Here is a 23,397-nt window from a genome sequence, read left to right on the forward strand (position 1 = left end):
ATCATTTTGTTCATCCTAACATAGAGGTAAAAAAAAATAACAAGACTTTTGTCGTCTTGTCATTAATAGGTTTCGTCAAATTTCCCTATTCATATATGGGTAACCAAACGGGATTTCCAGGTACTGGTACTTCCGGTTCATGAACCATTCAATATCGCCTCTCACCAATTACATACATTCCTCTTTCCTGTCATCTTCACTTGCAGCCATTTGGGGATAGTTCCCTACTGTGCTATCGTTCAGGTGATTTTTGACAAATTCCTCTTGCATTAGGATGGCCCTTTTAGCTCATCTTAAAAAAGTTACATACCAATGTAAAAGGGAATCGCCCCAAAAATAAGCAGTCAATGTCCCAAAAACGATATACGGTCCGAAAGGAATAAGTGTTTTCTTTTTTAGGATTCCGGTCAGCAACCCGATGATGCCAAGGAATGCCCCATAAAAGCACGCAAAAAGAAACGATAATAGCACCATCTTCATTCCCAATACAAAGCCAATCACTGCAAATAGCTTGATATCACCGCCACCCATGCCACCCTTACTCACGACAGCGATCAATAGCAGCAGGCTAAAGCCAATCGCTGCCCCGACAATTGAATCCCACCAGGGCGACAGCGGAAATGAGACTCTTAGAACGATAAAAATCACCGTAAAGAAAAGCAGTATTTTATCAGGTATGAGCATATAGGCGACATCAGTCACGAAGATGATCATAAATAATGAAATCAATGTCCAGCCAATCAAGAGTTCGTTCGACCAGCCAAGGAATATGGGAGCAGAGGTAAACAAAACACCGGTCAGCATTTCCACTGCCGGATAAAGGGGTGAAATCCTTGTTTTACAGCCACGGCATTTCCCACCTTGCAACATATAAGAAATAACCGGTATCAATTCGAAGAATGTCAATGTACGCCCGCAAGAAGGGCAGGCGGAGCGACGATTCGCAAATGAATGACTAGCTGGAACACTTAAACCGACAACGTTGAAGAATGAGCCTAAAATCAAGCCCAAAACGAAGAGATAGATATGGATAACCATCATTTATACAATGTGCATGAGGATTCGATTGCCTTTCTTTGAAACCCTAATATAAAAGTCCCTTCCGCTATGTAATAATCACTACGGTTCTTCATGATTATCATTCCTCCCGTTATTTTATTAAGTAGATCCTACTATTCATCAGTCATATAGAATCAATATATAAACATATTTTAACAAATATACTTGGTGATTTGTTATCAATCACTCTATTAGAGTTTTTTCTTTTCAAGAGACTCTGTTAACAAGAGAAAAGGACCTTTGAAAAGATCCTTTTCTCAATTTGAACGTTGATTTCCTCTCCAGGCACTCGCTTTCCGCGGGCGGTCCAGGAGCCTCCTCGGCGCCTTTGCCTCCCCTGGACGCGCTTTTCTAAGCAGGAGTCTCGTACACCCGCCCCAATCAACTTTGTTTTAACTTATAGATAGAACCCTTTTGCCTAAAGTCTTTATTGTTTTAAAATAGAATTATTAAAACTTGAGGTGATGAGGATGCTTTCTAAATATGATTCTATTCAGCATGATCAACTTGAAATGATTACTTTAGATCAACTGGTGCCTGCGAACCATTTGTTTCGTAAATATGTATTCAGAGATAGGGACGCCCAAGTATTGATCCAGTTATATTAGTCAAACTGACTTTCATTCAATATACCTTCAGTATTCGTTCAATGCGCAAAACAATTGAGAAGTTGAAACAAATATGGCTTACCGGTGGTTCTTATGCTTTGGTTCCCATGATAAAGCGCCTCATTTCTCAACATTCGGGAAAAATAATTAGTCCGGTAAAGCCACATCCCTTTAGGCATCTTCTCTGATCAGGAACTCCCTTACAAGTGAAAGGAAATGAAGGGACCCTGTGATGACAAGAATCTCTTTTTCCCCTGTTTTCCTTCTGCCCTCCGTTATTGCCGCCTGCCAATCCCTGTTTATACTTTTATTTGGATGGCTGCACTTTTCATAAAGCGTATTCGCATCCGCCGCCCGTTCATGGTCGAATTCGGTAATGATGATTTCCATCGCTTCCGTTTCCAGTCCATGAAGCATCTCGGAATAATTTTTATCTTTAAATGAACTGAATACAAATCGGTACTTATAGTCGGGGTAATGCACTTTTAGCGTTTCCTTCAGTACGTCGATGCCGGCAGGATTATGTGCACCATCAATGATCACCAACGGCTCATCCGATATTTTTTCAAAGCGGCCATCCCATTTCGCTTCCCCTATTCCTTTAAGTATGCTTCTTTCATCGATATTTTCCATTCCTAATGTGACAGCAGCAATGGCCAGTGCCGCATTCTCCATTTGATGACGCCCTAACATCCTCATTTCCACATTTTCGATGGACCTGTCTGCAAGCGAAAAGGAGAAACTTTGCCCTCGTTCACTTTGCTTTATTTTGCCGACATGAAAGTCTTTGCCTAATTGGTAATAAGGTACGCCTAATGACGAAGCTTTTTCTTCAATTACTTTTGCTGGTTCCCCGGCTGTGACTCCGCTGATGATCGGCGCCCCGCTTTTAATGATGCCCGCCTTCTCAAAAGCAATTTCCCCAAGTGTGTTTCCCAGGATGTTCGTATGTTCCAAAGAAATCGAGGTAATGATCGAAAGAAACGGCTGGATGACATTCGTTGTATCGAGCCTGCCTCCCAAACCGGTTTCCATCAAAACCAAATCCACTTCCTTTTTGCTAAAATAAGAGAATGCCATCGCAGTCAAAATTTCGAACTGAGTGGGACCATTCCCCTTCCTGTCCATCTCTTGGATGATCGGCCAAAGCTCCCGGAAGACAGCGATAAAATCCTTATCACTGATTTCATCCTCTTTTATCTTCAGCTGCTCATTCATCCGTATTAAATAAGGCGAAGTGAAGGAAGCGACCCGAATGCCTTGGGCAAGCAGGATTTCTTTAATATATTGCAGTGTTGATCCTTTCCCGTTGGATCCTGCAATGTGAATATACTTTAGCGCCTTGTGCGGGTCACCTAATTCAGTTAACAATGTTTCCATCCGTGATAGGCCAAAATTCATGCCCAATTGAACTTGGCGCCGTTCAAAAAAATGATTGATTTCTTTCATGGTTGTAACCATTATCGTTGAGCCTCCTCTTTCTTTATACCGCTCTTATGCGTTAAGATTATTTTATCAATATATGAACGATTAACCTAGATGAAAGGTAGTGTTTTACCATGAAACCTTCAGATTTCCACTGTTGGATTGTCGTTAACGGCTATTTACAGCATGATAAGTTTTCCAGTTTAGCTTTGTTCATTAAAGAGGCGGCCGAAAGGAAAGATATCATGGCAACCCTTATCCGCAATTCAGATCTCATTCCCATAATCGAAAAAGGAGTGCCACTGCTTAAAGGAGCCTTTGATAAGCTGCCTGATTTTGTCCTGTTCATGGATAAAGACATTCATTTGGCGCGCCATTTGGAATTGCTCGGCATCCCCGTATATAACAGCAGTACAGCGATCGATATTTGCGACAGCAAAGCAAAAACTCATCAAGCATTGACCGGGCATGGCATACCGATGCCGAAAACGATATTTCCCCCTTTTACGTACGAAGGGATTGAAAGGGTCAATATGGATGCTTTCATACAAATCGGCAATGAACTTGGGTATCCCCTTGTCGTTAAGGAAGCATACGGTTCTTTTGGGGAACAAGTATATTTAATCCAAACAGAGGATGAGTTACTAAAGACGATCCGTAATCTTGGCCACAAACCATTTATACTCCAGGAATTCATCGAGCACAGTAAAGGTCGGGATATTCGTGTGAATGTCGTGGGCAATCAAGTCATAGCAGCGATGCAACGCCATTCCGAGCAAGACTTCCGAGCTAATATGACTGCCGGGGGGCAGGCTGCACCATATATACCTACCAGTGAAGAAGCACAACTTGCCATCCGATGTGCGCAATTTCTGGGTGCCGACTTCGCTGGCGTCGATTTGTTGTTCGGTGAAGAAGGTCCTCTTTTGTGCGAAGTGAATTCGAATTCGCATTTACTGAATATTTATGAATGTACAGGCATCAACATCGCTGATAGCATGTTCGATTATATCTTGAAAGAATTAGGAAAAGGAAGTGCATCTGATGAAAAAACAAGCAGGCTGGTTGATTTATAACCGTGAGGATGCCTTGAAAAATAAGGGATACATAGATTGGATGCTTGACGAAGCAAGTAAGCTTGATCTTGATTTACACTTTCACTTTCGGGAAGACCTTAGGATCGGTCATCGTTTCAACGAGTTGTACGTGGAACATGGGAAACATCCAATTTCATTGCCGGACTTTGCTATCGTCCGGACCATCGACCCTTTTTTCACAAAGCAACTTGAGCAACTGGGGATTGCTTGCTTTAACTCCTCCTTCGTATCGGAAATCGCGAATGACAAAGCAAAGACGCATCAATATTTGTCCTCGCTCGGGATTCCAATGGCCGATACCGTATATTGTAACGGAAGGCCGAGTGCCGATGACATGGAGTTCCCTTTCATTGCTAAAGAAACACGTGGCCGCGGCGGGAAACAAGTATATTTAATCGAGCATGCCGATGATCTTGCCGAACTGAATGATGGAAACTGGATAGTCCAAAAACCTGGCATATTCGGAAGGGATATCCGCGTCTTTGTGGTTGGGAACAAAGTGATGGGTGCTGTACTTAGGGAATCCGCTTCCAGTTTCAAGGCAAATTATACGCTGGGCGGATCGGCTTCTCTATATGAGCTGACTGCTTCTGAATTAGCCCTTGTTGAAAGAGTAATGAGGTCGTTTGATTGTGGCATGGTCGGTATCGATTTCATTTTTGCGGAAGATGGCAGCCTCATGCTCAACGAAATCGAGGATGTCGTCGGCAGCCGGACATTAAGTGCACTAAGTGATATGAATATCGTACGGGAGTACCTTACATTCATAAAAGAAAGAATATCCTCCTAACGGAATATTTTTCTTAAATAGCGTGTAAACACAAAAAGGATGAACCGGCTTCAAGCTGGTTCATCCTTTTGTTTTACAGTTGTTTCAGTTCGCTGATCCTGTGGATTACAGAGTCGCGTTTTTCGCTATAGTCTTTTTCCTTGGCACGTTCTTCTTCGATGACGCTTGCCGGCGCCTTTTTAACGAAGCCCTCATTGCCCAATTTTTTCTGTACGCGCTCAACCTCTTTATTAAGTTTGTCGAGTTCTTTTTCAAGACGTTTCACTTCTTCGTCAATATTGATCAGTCCTGTAAGCGGAAGGATTAGTTCTACGCCAGTTACGACAGCTGTCATGGCTTGAGCAGGTTCTTCGACTTCGATTCCAATCGTCAATTGTTCAGGATTACAGAAACGCTCGATATAGCTGCTGTTTTTCTGTAATGTCCCTAAGATGGACTCATCTTTCGCTTTTAAGATCAAATTGATTTTTTTGCTTAGCGGTGTGTTCACCTCAGCACGGATATTACGGACGGAGCGGATGATTTCAACAAGCAGCTTCATTTCCTCGGCTGCAGCTGTATCCGTCAACTCTTCATTCACTTCCGGCCAAGCGGCAACAGTGATGGACTCACCTTGATGCGGTAGGTTCTGCCAGATTTCTTCCGTAATGAATGGCATGAACGGGTGTAACAATCTCATCGTGTTATCCAGTACATAAGCCAAGATCGAGCGCGTCGTTTTCTTAGCTGCTTCGTCTTCGCCATATAGCGGAAGCTTCGCCATTTCAATATACCAGTCACAGAAATCATCCCAAATGAAGTTGTAAAGCACACGGCCCACTTCACCAAACTCATAACGGTCCGCAAGTCTGGTTACGTTTGAAATCGTTTCATTCAAACGCGTCAAGATCCATTTATCGGCTACAGACTTCTCACCGCTTAAATCGATTTCGTCATAAGTCATGCCATTCATGTTCATCAAAGCAAAACGGGATGCGTTCCAGATCTTATTGGAGAAGTTCCAAACCGCTTCCACTTTTTCCGTGCTATAACGAAGGTCCTGCCCTGGCGAGCTGCCCGTGGATAAGAAGTAGCGCAAGGAATCGGCACCGTATTGATCGATGACATCCATCGGATCGACACCATTGCCAAGCGATTTACTCATCTTACGTCCTTGTTCGTCACGAACCAGTCCGTGGATCAGCACATCTTCAAATGGACGTTCGCCCGTGAACTCAAGAGCTTGGAAAATCATCCGTGATACCCAGAAGAAAATGATATCATAGCCTGTCACAAGTGCCCCGGTTGGATAGTAGCGTTGGAAATCGACACTGTCCTTGTCAGGCCAGCCCATAGTCGAGAACGGCCATAATGCCGAGCTGAACCATGTATCAAGAACATCTGTATCTTGTTCCCAGTTTTCAGCGTCCGCAGGCTCTTCGTGACCTACATACACTTCACCTGTTTCTTTATGGTACCAGGCTGGAATGCGGTGACCCCACCAAAGCTGACGGGAAATGCACCAGTCGCGGATATTTTCCATCCAATGCAGGTACGTTTTTTCGAAACGGTCCGGTACGAAATGAACTTTTTCCTCATCGGTTCCTTTTTGAAGCTCAACGGATGCATCAGCCAACGGCTGCATTTTAACGAACCATTGAGTCGAAAGATATGGTTCAACAACAGCACCGCTTCTCTCTGAATGGCCTACTGAGTGAAGGTGATCTTCGATTTTGAAAAGCACTCCTTCTTCCTGAAGGTCCTTGACGATTTGTTTCCGGCATTCAAAACGGTCCATGCCTTCATATTTACCAGCCTTTTCATTCATCGAGCCATCTTCATGCATGACAAGGATGCGCTCCAAATCGTGACGGTTCCCGATTTCGAAGTCATTCGGATCATGAGCCGGAGTAATTTTGACCGCGCCTGAACCGAATTCCATATCGACATAATCATCACCGACAATCGGGATTTCCCGGCCTGTAATTGGCAAGCGGACCATTTTGCCGATCAAGTGTTTATAACGGTCATCTTCAGGGTGTACAGCAACAGCCGTATCGCCAAGCATCGTTTCTGGACGGGTGGTGGCAATTTCGATTTCACCTGATCCGTCAACCAAAGGATATTTCATATGGTAAAAGGCGCCCTGCACATCTTTGTAAATAACCTCGATATCGGATAACGCCGTTTTCGTTGATGGATCCCAGTTAATGATATATTCGCCGCGATAAATCAAGCCCTTGTTATAAAGCGAAACGAACACTTCGCGCACAGCTTTTGAAAGCCCTTCATCAAGAGTGAAGCGTTCACGTGTATAATCAAGTCCAAGACCGAGCTTTGACCATTGTTCACGGATATGGCTCGCATATTCCTCTTTCCATTTCCATGTCTCTTCGACGAATTTTTCTCGCCCAAGGTCATAACGGCTCACGCCTTCCGCACGAAGTTTCTGTTCTACTTTCGCTTGAGTGGCGATACCGGCATGGTCCATGCCCGGTAACCATAAAACGTCATAGCCTTGCATCCTCTTCATGCGTGTCAATATATCTTGAAGCGTCGTATCCCAAGCGTGGCCAAGATGAAGCTTACCTGTCACGTTAGGCGGCGGGATGACAATCGTATATGGTTCTTTTTTATCGTCACCCGTCGTTTCGAAAAACTTTCCATCAAGCCACCATTTGTAGCGGCCTTTCTCTATCGTCTGCGGATCATATTTAGTCGGCATAGAAATTTGGTTCTCTTCCATATCATTTCCTCCTTTTTGGGCATAAAAAAAACTTCCATCATCACAAAAGGACGAAGGAAGTTGTTCGCGGTGCCACCTTTTTTCCGAAAAAGAAAAAAATCTCTTTCGGCTCTCAAATCGGATAACGGCTCTTCACCGGCCTTCGCTACTAAGAGGTTCACGAAGACTGCTCGCGGACGACTTCGGATGCTGCCGCCTGGAAACCTCGCACCAATTTGGTTTCCTCTCTGAAAAGCGCATTTCATCTTACTATTTCCGGTCTTTGCGTTGATTTATATTCATATGTAAAATCATTGAATGCATATAGTATATAGAAAACATGTGGCTCCAGTCAATCATCTTTTCGCTTACTTTCTCAGGAATCATCCCATTTGATACCATTCAAGTTCATTTTCTTTATTTTATCCTCCAGGAACAGTGAATGTGACGGCTGTTTCACCTTTTCCACTGCCCACCCATAGAATATAATAAGTCCTAAAAAGGAAGGTAATAATATGAAGCGAAGATATACTCCCTATACTTTACCGCCTTGGGTGAAGAAATTCCGCGGTGTCTGCCAGCAGTTCATCGTCCCCTTTATTGTGTTCCAAGGATTACGTACGTTGATTTTCCCGACTTTCTTCGATATGCTCCTGTTAATCGCCTTTATTTTCCTGGCCTTGTCTTTGTATTTCGACTGGATTTAAGTATTCCCTTACAGCAAAAAAATATACATGACTGGAGATGATCCAATCATGTATATTTAGCTTGGGGGGGATTGTTCTTCTTTGGCAGCCTCGGCAGCAGCCTTTTTCTGCTGTTCGATTTCTTCGATTTTCATCACCATATATTCAATATTTTTCAAAAGCCAAAATTGCCGCTGCAGTTGTGTAACATTATCAAGCTCTGAACGATGACCCCTGCCATCGGAGTAACCCTTCACTAATTCCAACGCTGACCCAGGGAATGCCAGATAACTTTGCATGAGCAGCAATTCTTCTTCTTTCAACGGAAAATAACGAAAATAGTTATATAGCCAGTCAACGCAGTCATCACATTGGACAGGATAGGTCCTTGCCGATTTAACGAGAAATGGCAGTAAATCGAAATGCGGCGGAGCCGTATTCGAATTCTCAAAATTGATGAAGTAGCCATATCCCCGCTCATCATAAACGAAATGCTTCATGGAAACCTTTCCGTGCGTGACCACGGTTCGAACCTTTTCACTATCCTTCGTTTTTTCATACCAGGTTTCAAACTTCTTGATCGAGTACTTCAGTGCCTGTGAAATATCAGTGTAGAAAGAACAAACCGTCAGTTCGAATGGAGACATATACCACTTCTTTTCACAGCTGACAATATACTCATCCATAAAGTCCTTCTCGTTATTCCAAGCATCAAGCGTCCGCTCATAATGGGCTTCCCGTTCCTCGATATCCACTTGTATTTCCTTAACGGAAAGTGTATGCATTCGAGCAAGCTCCCTGAACATTTGCTTATGTTTTTCATCACGCTCCCCGTCCTTTTCATTATTGAGCCAGGGCATCAAGTAATACAAACGTCCATTATGAAGAACGGCGTAACGCTGATCCATCGTTTGATAAATGGGAACGATCCGGTTATAGCCTCGATGGTACAATTTTTGAACATTTTTGATAAAATTAATGCCGTTCTGCGGTAACATGGATTTCAAGGCAAATGTACCGCGATCACTGTATATTTTTTTTACACGTCCGAAGTCCTCAATATATTGTACATACAGGGCATATTCCTTCAATACGGTCTCCGTGTCCCGATCCCGATTGGCAGGCTGCTGATTCTCGTTTTCCCTCACGAGACTCACTCACTTTCTCTGAAAAAACTAAACGATCCGTTTCTCTAGCACCTAAAAAACAGGAGCAGACCATATGCTCTGCTCTCTGTCCTGGTCAATTCTTATATGCAACCGCCTTCGGTATATAGATGACTTGCCCTTCATGCACGTTCTGATTCGACTCCAATTCATTGCTGAAAAGTATCGATTGAACCGTAACATCATATCGTTGAGCCAAGTCATCAAGCGTTTCCCCTTGCTGAACAATGCAAACTTTCATCCTTACCAATTCTTCTTCTTGTTTCCGTCCGAATAAATCCATGATGGATAGCTGCTTTTCATCATGATCGGCCGTTTCTTTATCATCACGTTCCGCGGCTGGTTTCCTGCCTTTGAAATTCTTACCCTCCTTAGCCGGAGGCGCAGGTCTTTCCCTCTTTTTGAATAGATCGCTTATGGACGAAGTGGATTCCTCTTCCTGCTCCACCTTCACATTCTCATTAAGGATAGGACCCGCTGCAACGTCATCTTCTCCCTGCCGGATGACATCCTCTGTTTCTAAATTTGAAACTGGGCTATTTTGATGCTTGGTTGCAAGACTTGGCTCTTCTACTACTTCTTCCCTCAATGTCACCCTAGGAATCTCCATCTTCTCCATGGAATCCTGCCTGCTTGGTACTTCCTCCAGTTTCGCCTCTCCCATTGAAGGTACCTTTTCCGTGGAGTCAGGCGGATCGCCAATTACTTCTTCTTCTACAGCTTCTTCCTCTCTATGCACTTCCGTTTCCCACTCCTCCTCTTCAGGATATGGTGAAACGGGCATTTCAAAAACTGGGGCATTATGCTGATCGCTTAAATAAATCGGTTCTTCTTCTTCTTCTTCGTTTGCTTCAGAAACTCGTTTTGCCTCCGCAGAAAAAGGCGCATATAACTCTTCTTCCTCCTCATCACGGAAAACAGGCTGAAAATCCGGAATTGGCGGCACTGCAGCTGCATAAGGAATATATGACTCATTTTCCCCATCCGTTTCTTCCTGTTCCTCTGTTTCCCCAACTTCCTGCCCGGTATCGAAACGTTCTTCCACAAATGAATCATTATAGATTCCGGTTATCAAAAGGTCCGCCTGCAATTTCAAACAGTTATGCTCTGGCATGGCATAATCAAAGCTTTGAATCGAGACATCGACCTCATCCAATGAGGCAATCCGATTATTCGGAATCGTTATATCAACCGGAAAACGGTGCGTGAACTCATTAAGTCCATCGAGATGCCTCTCGACCTTTTGAACCGCTTTTGGCAAAAAGGTCTGCGAAAACTCCTCTTCTTCACCATTTTGCGAGCCTTTGTATTCACCGCTTAAATCTAACGAGCCTCGTATAAAAACATATTGATCACTTTCTTGAATCGCCACATTTGGATCAAGGGAAATGGAATATAGCTCAGCCACTTCCTGTCCCTTCTGGAACCAAACGGATTCCTCTAAAGAAAATCGTAAATACGATTCATTTTCTTGCGACAAGACAACTCCTCCTTTCAGCTTCAGGAAACGGTACCTATACCAATATCAATCTATGAAGGAAGGAAGCTGATTATTCCTTAAATTAATTTGCAATACTCCTCATATTTCATAAGCCTTTTAAAAAGAAGGAGATTCAATTTTCAGGCTAAAATTAAGCTGGATTGTATCAATCTGCCTGAAAAATCCGGCATGATTCGGCCTATCTTCATTCGGGACTTGTACCAATTATTTCGTATTAATTCGTTCTTCTACCAATTAATTCGCCCTTCAACTTTTGATTCGTTTCTTCCATTTACGGATTGAATTCAAAAAAACTGGCTACCTTTCTCCAAAAGCCTTTGGAAAAATGGTAGCCAGTTTTTTGAATATAGCGGTAGTTCATGAAGCCTTGCATCATTTTTTTAATTTTGCAAAAGCCTGTTCTGCCGCTGCAATGGTCTTTTCGATATCTTCATCACTATGTGCAGTGGAAAGGAATAAACCTTCAAACTGTGACGGCGGCAAGTAGATGCCTTGATTCGCCATTTCCCTATAGTAAGAAGCAAAGAACTCTAAGTCGGATGTTTTAGCTGTATCATAGTTTACGACTTCTTCATTAGTAAAGAAAAGTCCAATCATGGAACCGGCACGGTTGAATGTATGGGGAACTCCGTACTTTTCCGCTGCTTCTCCAATTCCTTTTTCGAGCATATCCCCTTTTCGGGTGAACTCATCATAGGATTCTGGAGTCAATTGGCTCAGCGTTTCAAGGCCGGCCGTCATCGCAAGAGGGTTACCAGACAATGTCCCTGCTTGATAGATTGTCCCACTCGGGGCAATTTGTTCCATGAATTCGCGCTTGCCTCCGAATGCTCCGACAGGCAAGCCGCCGCCAATTACTTTCCCAAGGCAAGTCAGGTCAGGTACGATGCCAAAATAGCCTTGTGCACAATTATAGCCGACACGGAACCCTGTCATAACTTCGTCAAAGATCAATAGAGCCCCGTATTGGGTCGTCACTTCACGCAAGCCTTCGAGGAAACCAGGTTGTGGCGGAACCACTCCCATATTCCCTGCAACAGGTTCTACGATGATGCAAGCGATGTCTTCACCAAATTGTTCAAACGCATATTTGGTTGCAGCAAGATCATTATATGCTACGGTAATCGTATTTTTTGCAATGCCTTCCGGTACTCCAGGGCTATCCGGTAAACCTAATGTTGCTACGCCGGAACCTGCTTTGATTAGCAATGAATCGCCATGGCCATGATAGGAGCCTTCGAATTTAAGGATTTTATCACGGCCTGTAATGCCTCGTGCCAGCCTTAGTGCACTCATCGTCGCTTCGGTTCCTGAAGATACCATCCGGATCATTTCAATCGAAGGCACCCGTTCAATGACCAACTTGGCCAGTTCATTCTCTATTAGCGTAGAAGTTCCAAAGCTTGTACCTGATTCCGCTACCTTTTTCAATGATTCCACGACACGGTCATTCGTGTGACCCAGGATAAGCGGTCCCCATGAAAGAACATAGTCGATATATTCATTTCCATCGATATCATACATTTTTGAGCCTTTTCCACGCTCCATGAAAATGGGATCCATGTCCACAGATTTGAAGGCACGTACCGGGCTGTTCACGCCGCCTGGCATCAAATTTTTTGCTTCGGCAAACGCCTTTTTCGATTTTTCATATGACCGCATGATTCAATCCCCTTTTTCCATTACAGGTTATATTTTTTATATCATTGATTATCTTCGTTTATCCAGCGTGCTACCTCTTTTGAAAAATACGTAATGATCAAGTCGGAACCTGCGCGTTTCAAGCATGTCAGCATTTCCATCACTATCGCTTTTTCATCAATCCAGCCATTTTGGGCAGCGGCCTTAACCATTGAATATTCACCGCTGACATTATAGGAAACAACCGGAAGATTAAAGTTATTCTTAACGTCCCTGATGATGTCCATGTAGGAAAGGGCTGGTTTCACGATTAGGAAGTCCGCACCTTCAGCAACATCGGATTCAGCCTCACGGAACGCTTCAAGGCGATTGGCGGGATCCATTTGGTAAGTTTTCCTGTCGCCAAATTGTGGAGCACCATTCGCAGCATCACGGAATGGGCCGTAAAAAGCCGAAGCATATTTCACCGCATAGGACATGATCGGAATATCTTCATAACCCGCTTCATCCAGACCTGTACGGATGGCCGCAACGAAACCGTCCATCATATTGGAAGGCGCAATGATATCGGCGCCGGCCTCTGCCTGGCTGATTGCCGTTTTGGCAAGAAGGTCAAGAGAAGCGTCATTGAGGATTTTTTCCCCTTCAACGACCCCGCAATGGCCATGGCTTGTATACTCACAAAGGCAGGTATCCGCAATGACAATAACTTCAGGATATTGTTTTTTAATATAGCGGGTTGCCTCTTGCACAAGTCCGTTGTGATGAAATGCCCCTGTGCCCTGTTCGTCCTTATCATGATCAAAAGGGACACCGAATAAAATGACTGATTTAATTCCCAGACTCACGACTTCATCCATTTCGGCCCCCAGATTATCCATGGAAAGCTGATAGATGCCTGGCATAGAGTTGATTTCATTTTTCACATTTTCCCCGTCGATGACGAAGATCGGATAGATCAAATCCTCTTTATGCAATTGTGTTTCACGGACTAATGCCCTCATGCCAGCACTTGCACGCAAGCGGCGATGGCGATTGAATGGAATGTTTTTCATTTTAAAGTTCCTCCCTTTTTACTTCTTTTCAAGATGAAGCGCATTAACTCCGCAACCATGGCATCCGTCGTATAAACATCTGGACAGACATCGACGGATAGCCCATGTTTTTCAGCCGTTTTAGCGGCAATCGGCCCGATGCAGGCGATGATGATCCGGTCTATGTATGTATCCAATTCATGGCGTTTCACGATCTGTAAAAAATGATTGACCGTCGATGAACTCGTAAAGGTTATGATGTCGATTTCATGGTTCTTTATAAGATGCACCAGTTTTTTTTCACTGCTTCGGGGAAGCACTGTATGATAAATAATCACTTCATCACATGATGCACCAGCTTCATTGATCGCCTCGGCAATGACCGCCCTTGCGAGATTTCCTTTTGCCAGCAGTACGCGTGACCCCGGATTAAGCCGGGTATTGAACTCCGCCACGAACCCTTCGGCAACAAACTGAGCTGGAACGAAATCCGCCTTATATCCATGCCGTTTCAGGGCCGCTTCTGTTTTGGAGCCGATTACGGCTATTTTCGGAAGCTTTAAAGGCTGGTTTCCAAGTAGCTTAAAGAAGAAATCCACCCCATTTTGACTGGTCAGAATGATCCAGTCATATGTAAGCAACTCTCCTAACCGCTGTTGTACATCTTCCATATGATCAGGAAGAGTGAACTCAAGCAATGGCACAAGAAGCGGCGTTCCGCCATTTTTTTCGATCGACTCTTTTAAACCATCTGCCTGTCCTTTCCCTCTGGTGATTAATACCTGATAATCCTTAAGAGGTTGAACGGGATTCATTACTGATCAAGCTCTTCTTTTACGCGATCGATCAATTCTTTCCCGCCCATTTCACTAATCTGTTTGGCAGCAGCATGCCCAACCGCCTCGGGATCAGCACCCTCAACCATTTCTTTATAAATCACCTTTCCATCCGGGGCAGCAACCAAAGCAGTCAACGAAACGGATCCATTATCTTTTGCCACCGCAAATCCGGCAATCGGCACCTGGCATCCGCCTTCCATTTTATCCAAAAAGGCACGTTCCGCTTCAACCGTTCTTTTCGTCTTTTCACAGGTCAATTTCGCAAGTTCCGCCAGCAGTTCTTTGTCGTCTTCCCGGCATTCAATGGAAAGTGCTCCTTGTCCAACTGCCGGAATGCAAATATCTTCATCTAAAAATTCCGTTACGATGTCCTGCTCCCATCCCATTCTTGATAAACCGGCCGCTGCTAAAATGATAGCATCATAATCTTCCGTTTTCAGCTTATTCAGACGGGTATCGATATTACCGCGAATCCATTTAATTTCAAGGTCCGGCCTTCTAGCCAAAATTTGCGCGCCGCGTCGCAAGCTGCTCGTACCAATGATGGAACCGGGCTTCAGTTCGGAAAGGGTTTCATGGTTCTTTGAAATCAAGGCATCCCGATGGTCCTCCCTCGGTGGTATGCAGCCAATCGTCAAGCCTGGAGGCAGCACAGCAGGCATATCTTTCATACTATGTACGGCCATATCAATTTCTTTATCAAGCATCGCTTGTTCGATTTCTTTAACGAATAAGCCCTTTCCGCCTACCTTGGAAAGTGTTACATCAAGGATTTGGTCACCCTTTGTGACAATTTCCTTCACCTCGAACTCGTATGGGACCCCAAGCTCTTTAAGTTGATCGATTACCCAGTTCGTTTGGGTGATCGCTAATTTACTACGTCTAGAACCGACAATTATTTTTCTCATAGTTTCCTCCTATGTATTCCAAAAGTGGAATGTTGAAAGGCTTCCAAAAAGGAAAAAGTTAATTAACACAATCATGAAAGATCCAATATTCAGAAAGGCTAGCGTCCTTCCATACATTTGTTTCCGAATTTTCAAGTATAAAAACACACTGTAAGCGATAAGCAAAATGAATGAGCCGATGATCTTCATGTCCAGCCAGGATACCCCAGGCACTTTTATATAAGCCCATTGAATCCCCAGGATAAGGGAGACCACTAATAATGGAACACCTATTACTGCGAGGACATAAGACATATGCTCGAGCTTTGTTAAATCGCCGAGTCGAAGCAGGCGTTTTCCCCATTTCTTCCTTTTCAGTAAATCATATTGAATTAAGTATAAAAGTGAAAAAACGAAAGAAAGCGTGAATGCCCCATATGATAGGATGGCAAAAGTGATATGTATGAGCAATAGCTCCGAAACCAGGCGCTGTGCAAGCACTTGAGATTCTATCTGAACAGGTGCAAAGGTATGGATGGCCATGACCATGAAACCTAATACATTCGTAAAAAAGACCGTAAAATCGACTCTTAGCAATCGGTTTATGATTAAAGATAGCGATATGAGGACCCATGCATAAAAATATAAGCCTTCAAAAATCGTCAATACCGGGAACCTTCCCGTTTTCAACACATACAGAAACAAAAAAATTGTTTGCAGTACCCAAACAATAGAAAGCAACCAGAAGGCGACCCTATTCGCCTTCTGGTTATTATTAAGGAAATCGATAAAATATAAAAGCATACTGATGGCATACAACAAAACAGTGGCTTCATGCAATCTTGTCATTAGTAATTCCATATCTACCCCATTACTGGACAGGAACTGGATTCAATAGGGATGACTTGGAGCTGTTCCGTTCTTTTTCATCCGCATCCAGCTGGTCTTCAATCAATTCCTCTAAATGGAAGATTTTCACGAAATTATTCAATTGCTCTTTTGCATTCGGCTCATCTGCCAGCTCTTTTGCATAAAGTATCGGATCTTTCAGCATTTGGTTGATGATGCTTTTCGTATGCTTGTTCAGAACTTTTTTGTCACGTTCGCTTAAATGAGGAAGCTTTCTTTCGATGCTTTCCATCGTTTCCTTCTGTATCGATAGGGATTTTTCCCGTAAAGAAGAAATGACTGGAACCACACCAAGCAAATTAATCCATTGGTTGAAGTCCACAATTTCCGATTCGATCATCAATTCTATTTTCTCGGCAGCTTTTTTACGTTCTTCGATATTGGCTTGCACGATCCCTTCAAGATCGTCAATGTCATACAAGAAGACATTTTCAAGCTCCGCCAATGTCGGATCGAGGTCACGCGGCACGGCGATATCGACCATGAAAATAGGACGGCCTTTACGAAGCTTATTGACGAATGACATCATTTCCTTTGTTACAAGAAGATCTTTTGATCCAGTGGAAGTAATCAGGATATCAGCTTCCACTAAAGCGCATTGCAGCTCTTGAAGCTGTTTCGCCGTACCATTGAATCTCTCGGCAAGGTCGACCGCTTTCTGTAAGGTACGGTTAATGACTGTAATGCTGTCGGCACCATTGCTATGAAGATTTTGAATGGCCAGCTCACCCATCTTACCGGCCCCAAGAATCAAGACATTCTTGCCGTTCAGGCCTCCAAAGATTTTTTTTGCAAGCTCGACTGCCGCATAGCTGACGGAAACGGCATTGGTATTGATTTCGGTTTCCGAATGAGCTTTTTTAGCTAATGTAAGGGCTTGCTTGAAGAGATGGTTAAAAACGGTACCGATCGTATCTTCCTTCTGACCTAACAGATAGCTTGAACGTACTTGTCCCAAAATCTGAGTTTCTCCCAGTATCATGGAATTCAAGCCGCAGGTAACTGAAAATAAATGCTCGAAAGCCCCATCGCCTTCATAAATGTACAGATATTTAGAAAATTCTTCTTTATCGATATTAAACCATTCCGAAAGAAATTCCTTTATATAATACCTGCTTGTATGAAGCTGGTCACCGACCGCATATATTTCCGTCCTGTTGCATGTTGAAATAATAATGTTTTCCAAGATGCTTTTTTTATTTTTAAGAGCTTTCATTGCCTCGGCAAGTTCGGCTTCGTTAAACGATAGTTTTTCCCGAATTTCTACAGGGGCAGTTTTGTAATTTATACCAACCGCTAGAATATGCATCCTTTTGTTTTGCACCCCCAAAATTTTTCATGTAAATTTATTATACCATGTACTAAAATGGTTTCACGCAAATAATATGAACAGTTTATGAAAACGTATGCTACCATGGAAAAGACAGCCAAAACGCCTGAATTGTACAAAAGGTGTCTAAGCGGTGTAAGTTACATACATATTTCGACATTGTGTACAAAAGTACCATATCAAAAATGGCAAAAAACTTCAAGTAATCGAATTGCATAGGAGGATAAAATGAAAACGCAGCGTATTTTCCCAGGAATCGTTTTAATCGGTTTCGGGCTCTATTTTTTTCTTGAACATTCCCAAATCGAAATCTTTCCAGGCTTTTTCACCTGGCCAACTTTATTATGTATAGTTGGTGCCGCCTTCCTGATTCAGGCATATAGCGGTAATGAATATGAGTCCATCCTGCCAGGCGTCATATTACTGGGGTTCGGGGCTCACTTCCACATCGTCGAGAACCTGGATATTTGGCCGGATAATATAGGTATCTTTATTTTAATCATCTCGCTGGGATTTATTCTCCGGGCACGTAAAACAAATTCTGGAATGTTTCACGGCATGGTAATATTCATCATCTCGATCACTTTATTATTCTATGATAAAATCAAAACGTCTTTCGGGTTTGTTGATTCAACTACTGCGAACATCGAAAGGTTTTGGCCATTTGCCTTGATGGCAATCGGCATTTATTTTTTGGTTCGAAAAAAGTGAAAATTTTTGATTGGCAATTTTTTCGAATTCCATAATGAAAAAGGGTATTCCAGATGCGGAATACCCTTTTCTTTTACATATATTTCTTAAGGACGCCCCATGCTTGTTCCTTACCTTCGCCTGTTTCACCAGAGAATAGAAGCAATTCATCTTCTTTTTCCATATTTAACGTTTGGCGCGTGATTTTCAAGTGCTTCTGCCATTTGCCTTTCGGGATTTTATCCGCTTTGGTGGCAATGACGATCCGGGGCAAGTCATAATGCTTCAGGAATCCATACATTGCGATATCATCCTTTGTCGGCGGATGACGCAAATCGACGATCAGAAGCGCAGCGCGGAGCTGGTCACGGGAAGTGAAGTACGTTTCGATCATCTTTCCCCAAGCATCACGCTCCGTCTTAGATACTTTTGCATAACCATAACCCGGTACATCCACAAAATGGAGTGCTTCATTTATGATATAAAAATTCAAGGTCTGCGTCTTACCCGGTTTAGAGGATGTGCGCGCCAAGTTTTTTCGATTGATCATTTTGTTGATGAAACTGGATTTCCCAACGTTGGAACGGCCTGCCAAGGCAAATTCCGGTATTGGGGTATTTGGATATTGTTCAGGCTTCACAGCACTGATGACAATATCTGAACTCGTCACTTTCATTCGTTCACACCTACCAATGCATGCTCAAGGACTTCATCGACGTGTGAAACTGGAACAAATGTTAATGCTTTACGGACACTTTCCGGGATATCATCAATATCCTTTTCGTTATTTTGCGGGATGATGATTTTCGTAAGTCCTGCGCGATGGGCCGCTAAAGATTTTTCTTTAAGCCCGCCGATCGGAAGAACCCGTCCGCGTAATGTAATTTCGCCTGTCATGCCTACCTCTTTTCTGATCGGCCTATTTGTAAGTGCCGATATTAACGCTGTTGCAATCGTGATGCCTGCAGAAGGGCCATCTTTTGGGACCGCACCTTCGGGGACATGAATATGAATATCATATTTTTCATGGAAGTTCGCATCAATCTGAAGTTTCTCGGTTTTTGAACGGACATAACTGAAAGCAGCCTGGGCTGACTCTTTCATTACATCGCCAAGCTTTCCTGTCAGGATCAGCTTGCCTTTACCTGGTGATAAGGAAACCTCGATTTGCAGCGTATCGCCACCTACCGACGTGTACGCTAAACCATTGGCTACACCGACTTGGTTCTCGACTTCCGCCTGTCCATAATGGAACATGGTTTTCCCTAAAAACTCCTCGACATTCTTTTCAGAAATGACGACCCGCTTTTTATCTCCGGACACGATGATTTTTGCAGTCTTCCGACAGATGCTTGCAAGCTGTCGCTCCAGACTCCGAACACCGGCTTCCCGTGTATAGTAACGGATGATTTTTGTTAGAGCTTCTTCACGGATTTGCAGTTGTGTCTTCAATAAACCATGGTTTTCCAGCTGTCTAGGCAGCAAGTGATCCTTGGCTATATGAAGTTTCTCTATCTCAGTATAACCTGCAATCGAAATGATTTCCATACGATCACGAAGCGGACCTGGAATCGACCCCAAATTATTCGCCGTCGCGACGAACATGACTTTGGAAAGATCGTAGGTTTCCTCAATATAATGATCACTGAAATTATGATTTTGCTCCGGATCGAGCACCTCCAGCATCGCTGCGGATGGATCTCCCCTAAAGTCATTGGACATCTTATCCACTTCGTCCAGTAAAAAGACAGGATTGATCGTTCCGGCCTTTTTCATGCCTTGAATGATCCGTCCCGGCATCGCCCCTACATATGTGCGGCGATGTCCGCGGATTTCTGATTCATCGCGCACTCCACCTAAAGATATACGGACGAAATTCCTGTTCAGGGATGAAGCGATCGATTTAGCCAGACTGGTTTTCCCGACCCCTGGAGGTCCCACCAAACAAAGGATCGGTCCCTTCAATGAATTGGTCAATTGCTGGACGGCCAAATACTCAAGCACCCGCTCCTTCACCTTTTCCAAACCATGATGGTCCCGGTTCAGGATTCTTTCGGCTTTATGAATATTCAAGTCATCTTTGGTCGCTTTGGTCCAAGGAAGAGAAATCAACCATTCGATATAATTGCGGATGACAGAACTCTCGGCTGAGCTCGAAGGAACTTTTTCATAACGGTCCAATTCCTTTAATGCCGTTTCTTTGATGTGCTCAGGCATATCCGCTTCTTCTATCTTTTCGTTGAGGACCTCAATTTCCCCTGTTTTTCCTTCTTTATCGCCCAATTCCTTTTGGATCGCTTTCATTTGTTCCCGTAAATAATATTCCTTTTGGGTCCGTTCCATCGAACGCTTAACACGCTGGCCGATCTTTTTCTCGAGAAAAAGAACTTCTTTCTCGTTATTGATGATCTCGATTACACGGCTTAAACGCTCTTTCATATCAATGGTCTCAAGCACTTCTTGCTTCTCCTTCAATTTCAAAGGCAAATGTGAAGCGATTATATCCGCTAATCGACCAGGCTCTTCAATATCCGAAGTGGACGAAAATGTTTCACCGGTTATTTTTTTGGACATTTTTATGTATTGTTCAAAATAATCCAGTAGTGTGCGCATTAATGCTTGATGTTCAGCATCCTTTTCATCACTGTCTTCATATATTTTAATCTTGGCACCATAATGTGTCTCATAATCGTAAAATTCAATGACTTCTGCGCGGTTCAACCCTTCCACCAACACCCGGATTGTACCATTCGGAAGCTTCAACATCTGTTTTACCTTTGTTAAAGTTCCCATTGTAAATAAATCTTCTTCACCTGGTTCGTCCAACGAAACATCTTGTTGTGTCGTCAAAAATATAAGATGGTCTTCCACCATTGCTTTCTCAAGGGCTTGCACTGATTTATCTCGGCCTACATCTAAATGAAGTACCATCGTTGGATATACAAGCAGTCCTCTAAGCGGCAGGAGGGGGACGATGATTTCTTTATCAGTCATTTCCTGACACCTCCATCTAATTAGTATCGTCGTTGTAAACTATTTACCCATGTTCTCAACCTTTTAACAATTCTATCCTATTTATATAGAAGTGTCTATTCGTTTACCTTAACACGTTTCACTGCTATTATTATCTCCAATATTAGATAAAAAAGCACGTCTGAATGCGTGTTTATTTTTATGTCAGGTTTGTCGGGAACGCCAATATGGTCCTTAAAATGCCCCGGTTCTATTTTTAGCCGGGGCATTTCCTTTATACACTTTCTTTTTTTGATAGGTCCAAGGTTGTAAGGATTTGTTCCGACATCAATTCTTTTTTCAGTGCATGATCCAGCACTTCTTTTACATTCGAAACGGGAATGATTTCTATATCCTTGATTTCAGATAGAAGTGACTGCATGTTCTCGGCTGGGATGATTACTTTCTTTGCCCCGGCAAGTTTAGCCGCCTTGATTTTCGGAATGACACCGCCGATCGGTTTAACGCCGCCATGAATGCTTATTTCACCAGTCATCGCCACGGTGTGATCAACAGGGATTTTATATATGGCCGAATATATGCCTGTTGCCATTGCAATTCCTGCAGAAGGACCATCTACTGGACTTCCGCCAGGAAAGTTCACATGGATATCGAAGTGATCGGCAGGCACTCCCATCGACCGTAAAACCGTAATGACATTTTCTATCGAACCTTTTGCCATGCTCTTGCGGCGAATCGATTTGCCACTCCCGCCGCCAATACTTTCTTCTTCAACGATGCCGGTAATGTTTATCGAACCTTTTTCATCAGAGGCAGCCATGACCGTAACCTCGATTTCCAGCAACGCCCCGCTGTTGGGACCATAGACTGCAAGACCGTTGACAAGGCCTATTTTAGAATTCGATTCTATTTTCCTGTCCATTCTTTGGGACAGCTGGCTACTATGGGCCATCCAATCTATATCTTCTTCTCTGATAAAAGTCCTGTTTTCATTAATTGATATTCCTGCAAGAGTCTGAATCATGTTGACAGCTTCCCTGCCATTTCGGGCATAATCCGAAATCGACTGCAAGCCTTTTTCACTGATGGTGATCCCCACTTTATCAGAGGCATTCTTAGCCACGGTGATTATTTCTTCCCGGTCAAGTTCACGGAAAAACACTTCTATGCATCTTGAACGTATCGCAGGCGCGATTTCATTTGGCGTTCTTGTTGTGGCTCCAATCAGCCGAAAGTCAGCCGGTAGTCCATTTTTAAAAATATCATGGATGTGAGTGGGAATATTTTGATTTTCCTCTTGATAATAAGCACTTTCAAGAAAAACCTTACGATCCTCCAACACCTTTAACAGTTTATTCATCTGTATTGGATGAAGCTCCCCTATTTCATCTATGAACAGTACGCCACCATGAGCATTGCTGACGGCACCCTGCTTTGGCTGCGGAATGCCAGCCTGTCCCATTGCCCCAGCTCCTTGGTAGATTGGATCGTGCACAGAACCAATGAGCGGATCGGCAATCCCTCGTTCATCGAACCTGGCTGTGGTGGCGTCCAATTCAACGAAAACGGCCGAATTCTTAAAGGGGGACTTGCCATTTTTCTTCGCCTCTTCCAAAACAAGTCTGGCAGCTGCCGTTTTCCCTACCCCTGGAGGACCGTAAATTATCACATGCTGGGGATTAGGCCCACATAAAGCAGCTTTTAAAGATTTAATCCCATCTTCTTGACCGATGATTTCATTAAATGTGCTTGGTCTAACCTTTTCTGCCAATGGCTCTGTTAACGAAATCGATCTCATCTTCCGTAATTGGTCCATCTCTTTACGTGAATCACGGTCAATGGAAACTTTTTGTGTTCGCTGGCCTTTCAATAAGTTCAAAAAATACAATCCAATAATGATCCCAAAAAACAGCTGGATAAACAACGCCAATCCTGTCCAATTCATCGTATTCCCTCCTGCACTCTCCTAGTTTATCATTTCTGTTAGTATCTCCTTTGGAAGGGCGAAATTATCCAAGAAATTCGTGTTGAAAATTTTGGCGTTTTTATCCTAAAAAA

Annotated in this window: 18 protein-coding genes, 1 pseudogene and 1 other annotated feature; of the genes and pseudogenes, 5 read left to right on the plus strand and 14 right to left on the minus strand. The window is 43.4% G+C overall.

Translation table 11 applies throughout. From position 1 onward, the window contains the following. Positions 1–288: 288 nt before the first annotated feature. Positions 289–1,041: a prepilin peptidase gene (locus tag ACFX4I_RS15505; protein WP_377421635.1), complete on the minus strand. Its 753-nt coding sequence runs from the start codon at positions 1,039–1,041 to the stop codon at positions 289–291. A gap of 488 nt (positions 1,042–1,529) precedes the next feature. Between ACFX4I_RS15505 and ACFX4I_RS15510 the strand changes: the two are divergent. Beyond that, positions 1,530–1,812: pseudogene (locus ACFX4I_RS15510) on the plus strand (transposase); the annotation flags it as partial. 26 nt (positions 1,813–1,838) lie between these two features. Here ACFX4I_RS15510 and ACFX4I_RS15515 read toward each other — a convergent pair. After that, complete coding sequence (locus tag ACFX4I_RS15515) at positions 1,839–3,128, minus strand: bifunctional folylpolyglutamate synthase/dihydrofolate synthase (RefSeq protein ID WP_377421637.1); 1,290 nt, start codon at positions 3,126–3,128, stop codon at positions 1,839–1,841. A 98-nt stretch (positions 3,129–3,226) separates the two neighbouring features. Here ACFX4I_RS15515 and ACFX4I_RS15520 point away from each other — a divergent pair, with 98 nt between their 5' ends. Both ACFX4I_RS15520 and ACFX4I_RS15525 read left to right on the plus strand, forming a co-directional pair. After that, the gene (locus ACFX4I_RS15520) at positions 3,227–4,168 is read left to right on the plus strand and encodes an ATP-grasp domain-containing protein (protein ID WP_377421638.1); all 942 of its coding nucleotides are present in this window, start codon (positions 3,227–3,229) and stop codon (positions 4,166–4,168) included. Then, entirely contained in the window at positions 4,137–4,979 is an 843-nt protein-coding gene (locus tag ACFX4I_RS15525) for an ATP-grasp domain-containing protein (RefSeq protein ID WP_230303111.1), read from the plus strand. Before ACFX4I_RS15520 ends, ACFX4I_RS15525 begins: the two co-directional genes overlap by 32 nt. Positions 4,980–5,052: 73 nt before the next feature. On the opposite strand, the gene ACFX4I_RS15530 is transcribed toward ACFX4I_RS15525, so the two are convergent. Then, the gene (locus ACFX4I_RS15530; protein WP_377421639.1) at positions 5,053–7,704 is read right to left on the minus strand and encodes a valine--tRNA ligase; all 2,652 of its coding nucleotides are present in this window, start codon (positions 7,702–7,704) and stop codon (positions 5,053–5,055) included. 43 nt (positions 7,705–7,747) lie between these two features. Next, positions 7,748–7,976 (minus strand) — a binding site (T-box leader). A gap of 222 nt (positions 7,977–8,198) precedes the next feature. On the opposite strand from ACFX4I_RS15530, the gene ACFX4I_RS15535 reads away from it, so the two are divergent. Then, the gene (locus ACFX4I_RS15535) at positions 8,199–8,390 is read left to right on the plus strand and encodes a hypothetical protein (protein WP_309518650.1); all 192 of its coding nucleotides are present in this window, start codon (positions 8,199–8,201) and stop codon (positions 8,388–8,390) included. Positions 8,391–8,446: 56 nt separating this feature from the next. Here ACFX4I_RS15535 and ysxE read toward each other — a convergent pair whose 3' ends face one another. The 8 genes from ysxE to hemA all read right to left on the minus strand — a co-directional run bounded on the left by ysxE (position 8,447) and on the right by hemA (position 17,655). Further along, positions 8,447–9,517 (minus strand): spore coat protein YsxE, encoded by a 1,071-nt coding sequence (ysxE, locus tag ACFX4I_RS15540; protein WP_230303114.1) that lies wholly within the window; start codon positions 9,515–9,517, stop codon positions 8,447–8,449. A gap of 94 nt (positions 9,518–9,611) precedes the next feature. Next, positions 9,612–11,015 carry a stage VI sporulation protein D gene (gene spoVID, locus ACFX4I_RS15545; protein WP_377421640.1) on the minus strand — a complete coding sequence of 468 codons (1,404 nt, stop codon included), beginning with the start codon at positions 11,013–11,015 and terminating at the stop codon, positions 9,612–9,614. A gap of 393 nt (positions 11,016–11,408) precedes the next feature. Beyond that, a complete protein-coding gene (gene hemL / locus ACFX4I_RS15550; RefSeq protein ID WP_230303116.1) occupies positions 11,409–12,698 on the minus strand; it encodes a glutamate-1-semialdehyde 2,1-aminomutase in 1,290 nt (429 codons plus the stop codon). Between the two features lie 41 nt (positions 12,699–12,739). After that, on the minus strand, positions 12,740–13,732 hold the full coding sequence (gene hemB, locus ACFX4I_RS15555; RefSeq protein WP_377421641.1) for a porphobilinogen synthase: 993 nt from the start codon (positions 13,730–13,732) through the stop codon (positions 12,740–12,742). Next, positions 13,729–14,526, minus strand: coding sequence for a uroporphyrinogen-III synthase (locus ACFX4I_RS15560; protein ID WP_377421643.1), 798 nt, complete (start codon positions 14,524–14,526; stop codon positions 13,729–13,731). Before ACFX4I_RS15560 ends, hemB begins: the two co-directional genes overlap by 4 nt. Beyond that, the gene (hemC, locus tag ACFX4I_RS15565; RefSeq protein ID WP_230303119.1) at positions 14,526–15,458 is read right to left on the minus strand and encodes a hydroxymethylbilane synthase; all 933 of its coding nucleotides are present in this window, start codon (positions 15,456–15,458) and stop codon (positions 14,526–14,528) included. The genes ACFX4I_RS15560 and hemC overlap by 1 nt, the downstream gene beginning before the upstream one ends. A 9-nt stretch (positions 15,459–15,467) precedes the next feature. Then, positions 15,468–16,298: a cytochrome C assembly family protein gene (locus ACFX4I_RS15570; protein WP_048688893.1), complete on the minus strand. Its 831-nt coding sequence runs from the start codon at positions 16,296–16,298 to the stop codon at positions 15,468–15,470. 10 nt (positions 16,299–16,308) lie between these two features. After that, a complete protein-coding gene (hemA, locus tag ACFX4I_RS15575) occupies positions 16,309–17,655 on the minus strand; it encodes a glutamyl-tRNA reductase (protein WP_230303120.1) in 1,347 nt (448 codons plus the stop codon). A gap of 249 nt (positions 17,656–17,904) precedes the next feature. Between hemA and ACFX4I_RS15580 the strand changes: the two genes are divergently transcribed. Then, a complete protein-coding gene (locus tag ACFX4I_RS15580) occupies positions 17,905–18,387 on the plus strand; it encodes a LiaI-LiaF-like domain-containing protein (RefSeq protein ID WP_230303121.1) in 483 nt (160 codons plus the stop codon). 73 nt (positions 18,388–18,460) lie between these two features. Here ACFX4I_RS15580 and yihA read toward each other — a convergent pair whose 3' ends face one another. From yihA to lonB, 3 genes are all read right to left on the minus strand, one after another. After that, on the minus strand, positions 18,461–19,042 hold the full coding sequence (gene yihA, locus ACFX4I_RS15585; protein ID WP_230303122.1) for a ribosome biogenesis GTP-binding protein YihA/YsxC: 582 nt from the start codon (positions 19,040–19,042) through the stop codon (positions 18,461–18,463). Then, a complete protein-coding gene (gene lon, locus ACFX4I_RS15590) occupies positions 19,039–21,360 on the minus strand; it encodes an endopeptidase La (protein WP_230303123.1) in 2,322 nt (773 codons plus the stop codon). Before lon ends, yihA begins: the two co-directional genes overlap by 4 nt. A 253-nt stretch (positions 21,361–21,613) precedes the next feature. After that, positions 21,614–23,284 carry an ATP-dependent protease LonB gene (gene lonB / locus ACFX4I_RS15595; RefSeq protein WP_377421646.1) on the minus strand — a complete coding sequence of 557 codons (1,671 nt, stop codon included), beginning with the start codon at positions 23,282–23,284 and terminating at the stop codon, positions 21,614–21,616. Positions 23,285–23,397 lie beyond the last annotated feature (113 nt).

The sequence above is a fragment of the Peribacillus sp. YIM B13472 genome (assembly GCF_042788005.1).
Taxonomy (GTDB): domain Bacteria; phylum Bacillota; class Bacilli; order Bacillales; family DSM-1321; genus Peribacillus; species Peribacillus simplex_E.

Coding starts and splice junctions, on each gene's coding strand:
- ACFX4I_RS15505 (WP_377421635.1), bottom strand. CDS start 1,041: ATGATGGTTATCCATATCTATCTCTTCGTTTTGGGCTTGATTTTAGGC.
- ACFX4I_RS15515 (WP_377421637.1), bottom strand. CDS start 3,128: ATGGTTACAACCATGAAAGAAATCAATCATTTTTTTGAACGGCGCCAA.
- ACFX4I_RS15520 (WP_377421638.1), top strand. CDS start 3,227: ATGAAACCTTCAGATTTCCACTGTTGGATTGTCGTTAACGGCTATTTA.
- ACFX4I_RS15525 (WP_230303111.1), top strand. CDS start 4,137: ATGAAAAAACAAGCAGGCTGGTTGATTTATAACCGTGAGGATGCCTTG.
- ACFX4I_RS15530 (WP_377421639.1), bottom strand. CDS start 7,704: ATGGAAGAGAACCAAATTTCTATGCCGACTAAATATGATCCGCAGACG.
- ACFX4I_RS15535 (WP_309518650.1), top strand. CDS start 8,199: ATGAAGCGAAGATATACTCCCTATACTTTACCGCCTTGGGTGAAGAAA.
- hemL (WP_230303116.1), bottom strand. CDS start 12,698: ATGCGGTCATATGAAAAATCGAAAAAGGCGTTTGCCGAAGCAAAAAAT.
- hemB (WP_377421641.1), bottom strand. CDS start 13,732: ATGAAAAACATTCCATTCAATCGCCATCGCCGCTTGCGTGCAAGTGCT.
- ACFX4I_RS15560 (WP_377421643.1), bottom strand. CDS start 14,526: ATGAATCCCGTTCAACCTCTTAAGGATTATCAGGTATTAATCACCAGA.
- hemC (WP_230303119.1), bottom strand. CDS start 15,458: ATGAGAAAAATAATTGTCGGTTCTAGACGTAGTAAATTAGCGATCACC.
- ACFX4I_RS15570 (WP_048688893.1), bottom strand. CDS start 16,298: ATGGAATTACTAATGACAAGATTGCATGAAGCCACTGTTTTGTTGTAT.
- hemA (WP_230303120.1), bottom strand. CDS start 17,655: ATGCATATTCTAGCGGTTGGTATAAATTACAAAACTGCCCCTGTAGAA.
- ACFX4I_RS15580 (WP_230303121.1), top strand. CDS start 17,905: ATGAAAACGCAGCGTATTTTCCCAGGAATCGTTTTAATCGGTTTCGGG.
- yihA (WP_230303122.1), bottom strand. CDS start 19,042: ATGAAAGTGACGAGTTCAGATATTGTCATCAGTGCTGTGAAGCCTGAA.
- lon (WP_230303123.1), bottom strand. CDS start 21,360: ATGACTGATAAAGAAATCATCGTCCCCCTCCTGCCGCTTAGAGGACTG.
- lonB (WP_377421646.1), bottom strand. CDS start 23,284: ATGAATTGGACAGGATTGGCGTTGTTTATCCAGCTGTTTTTTGGGATC.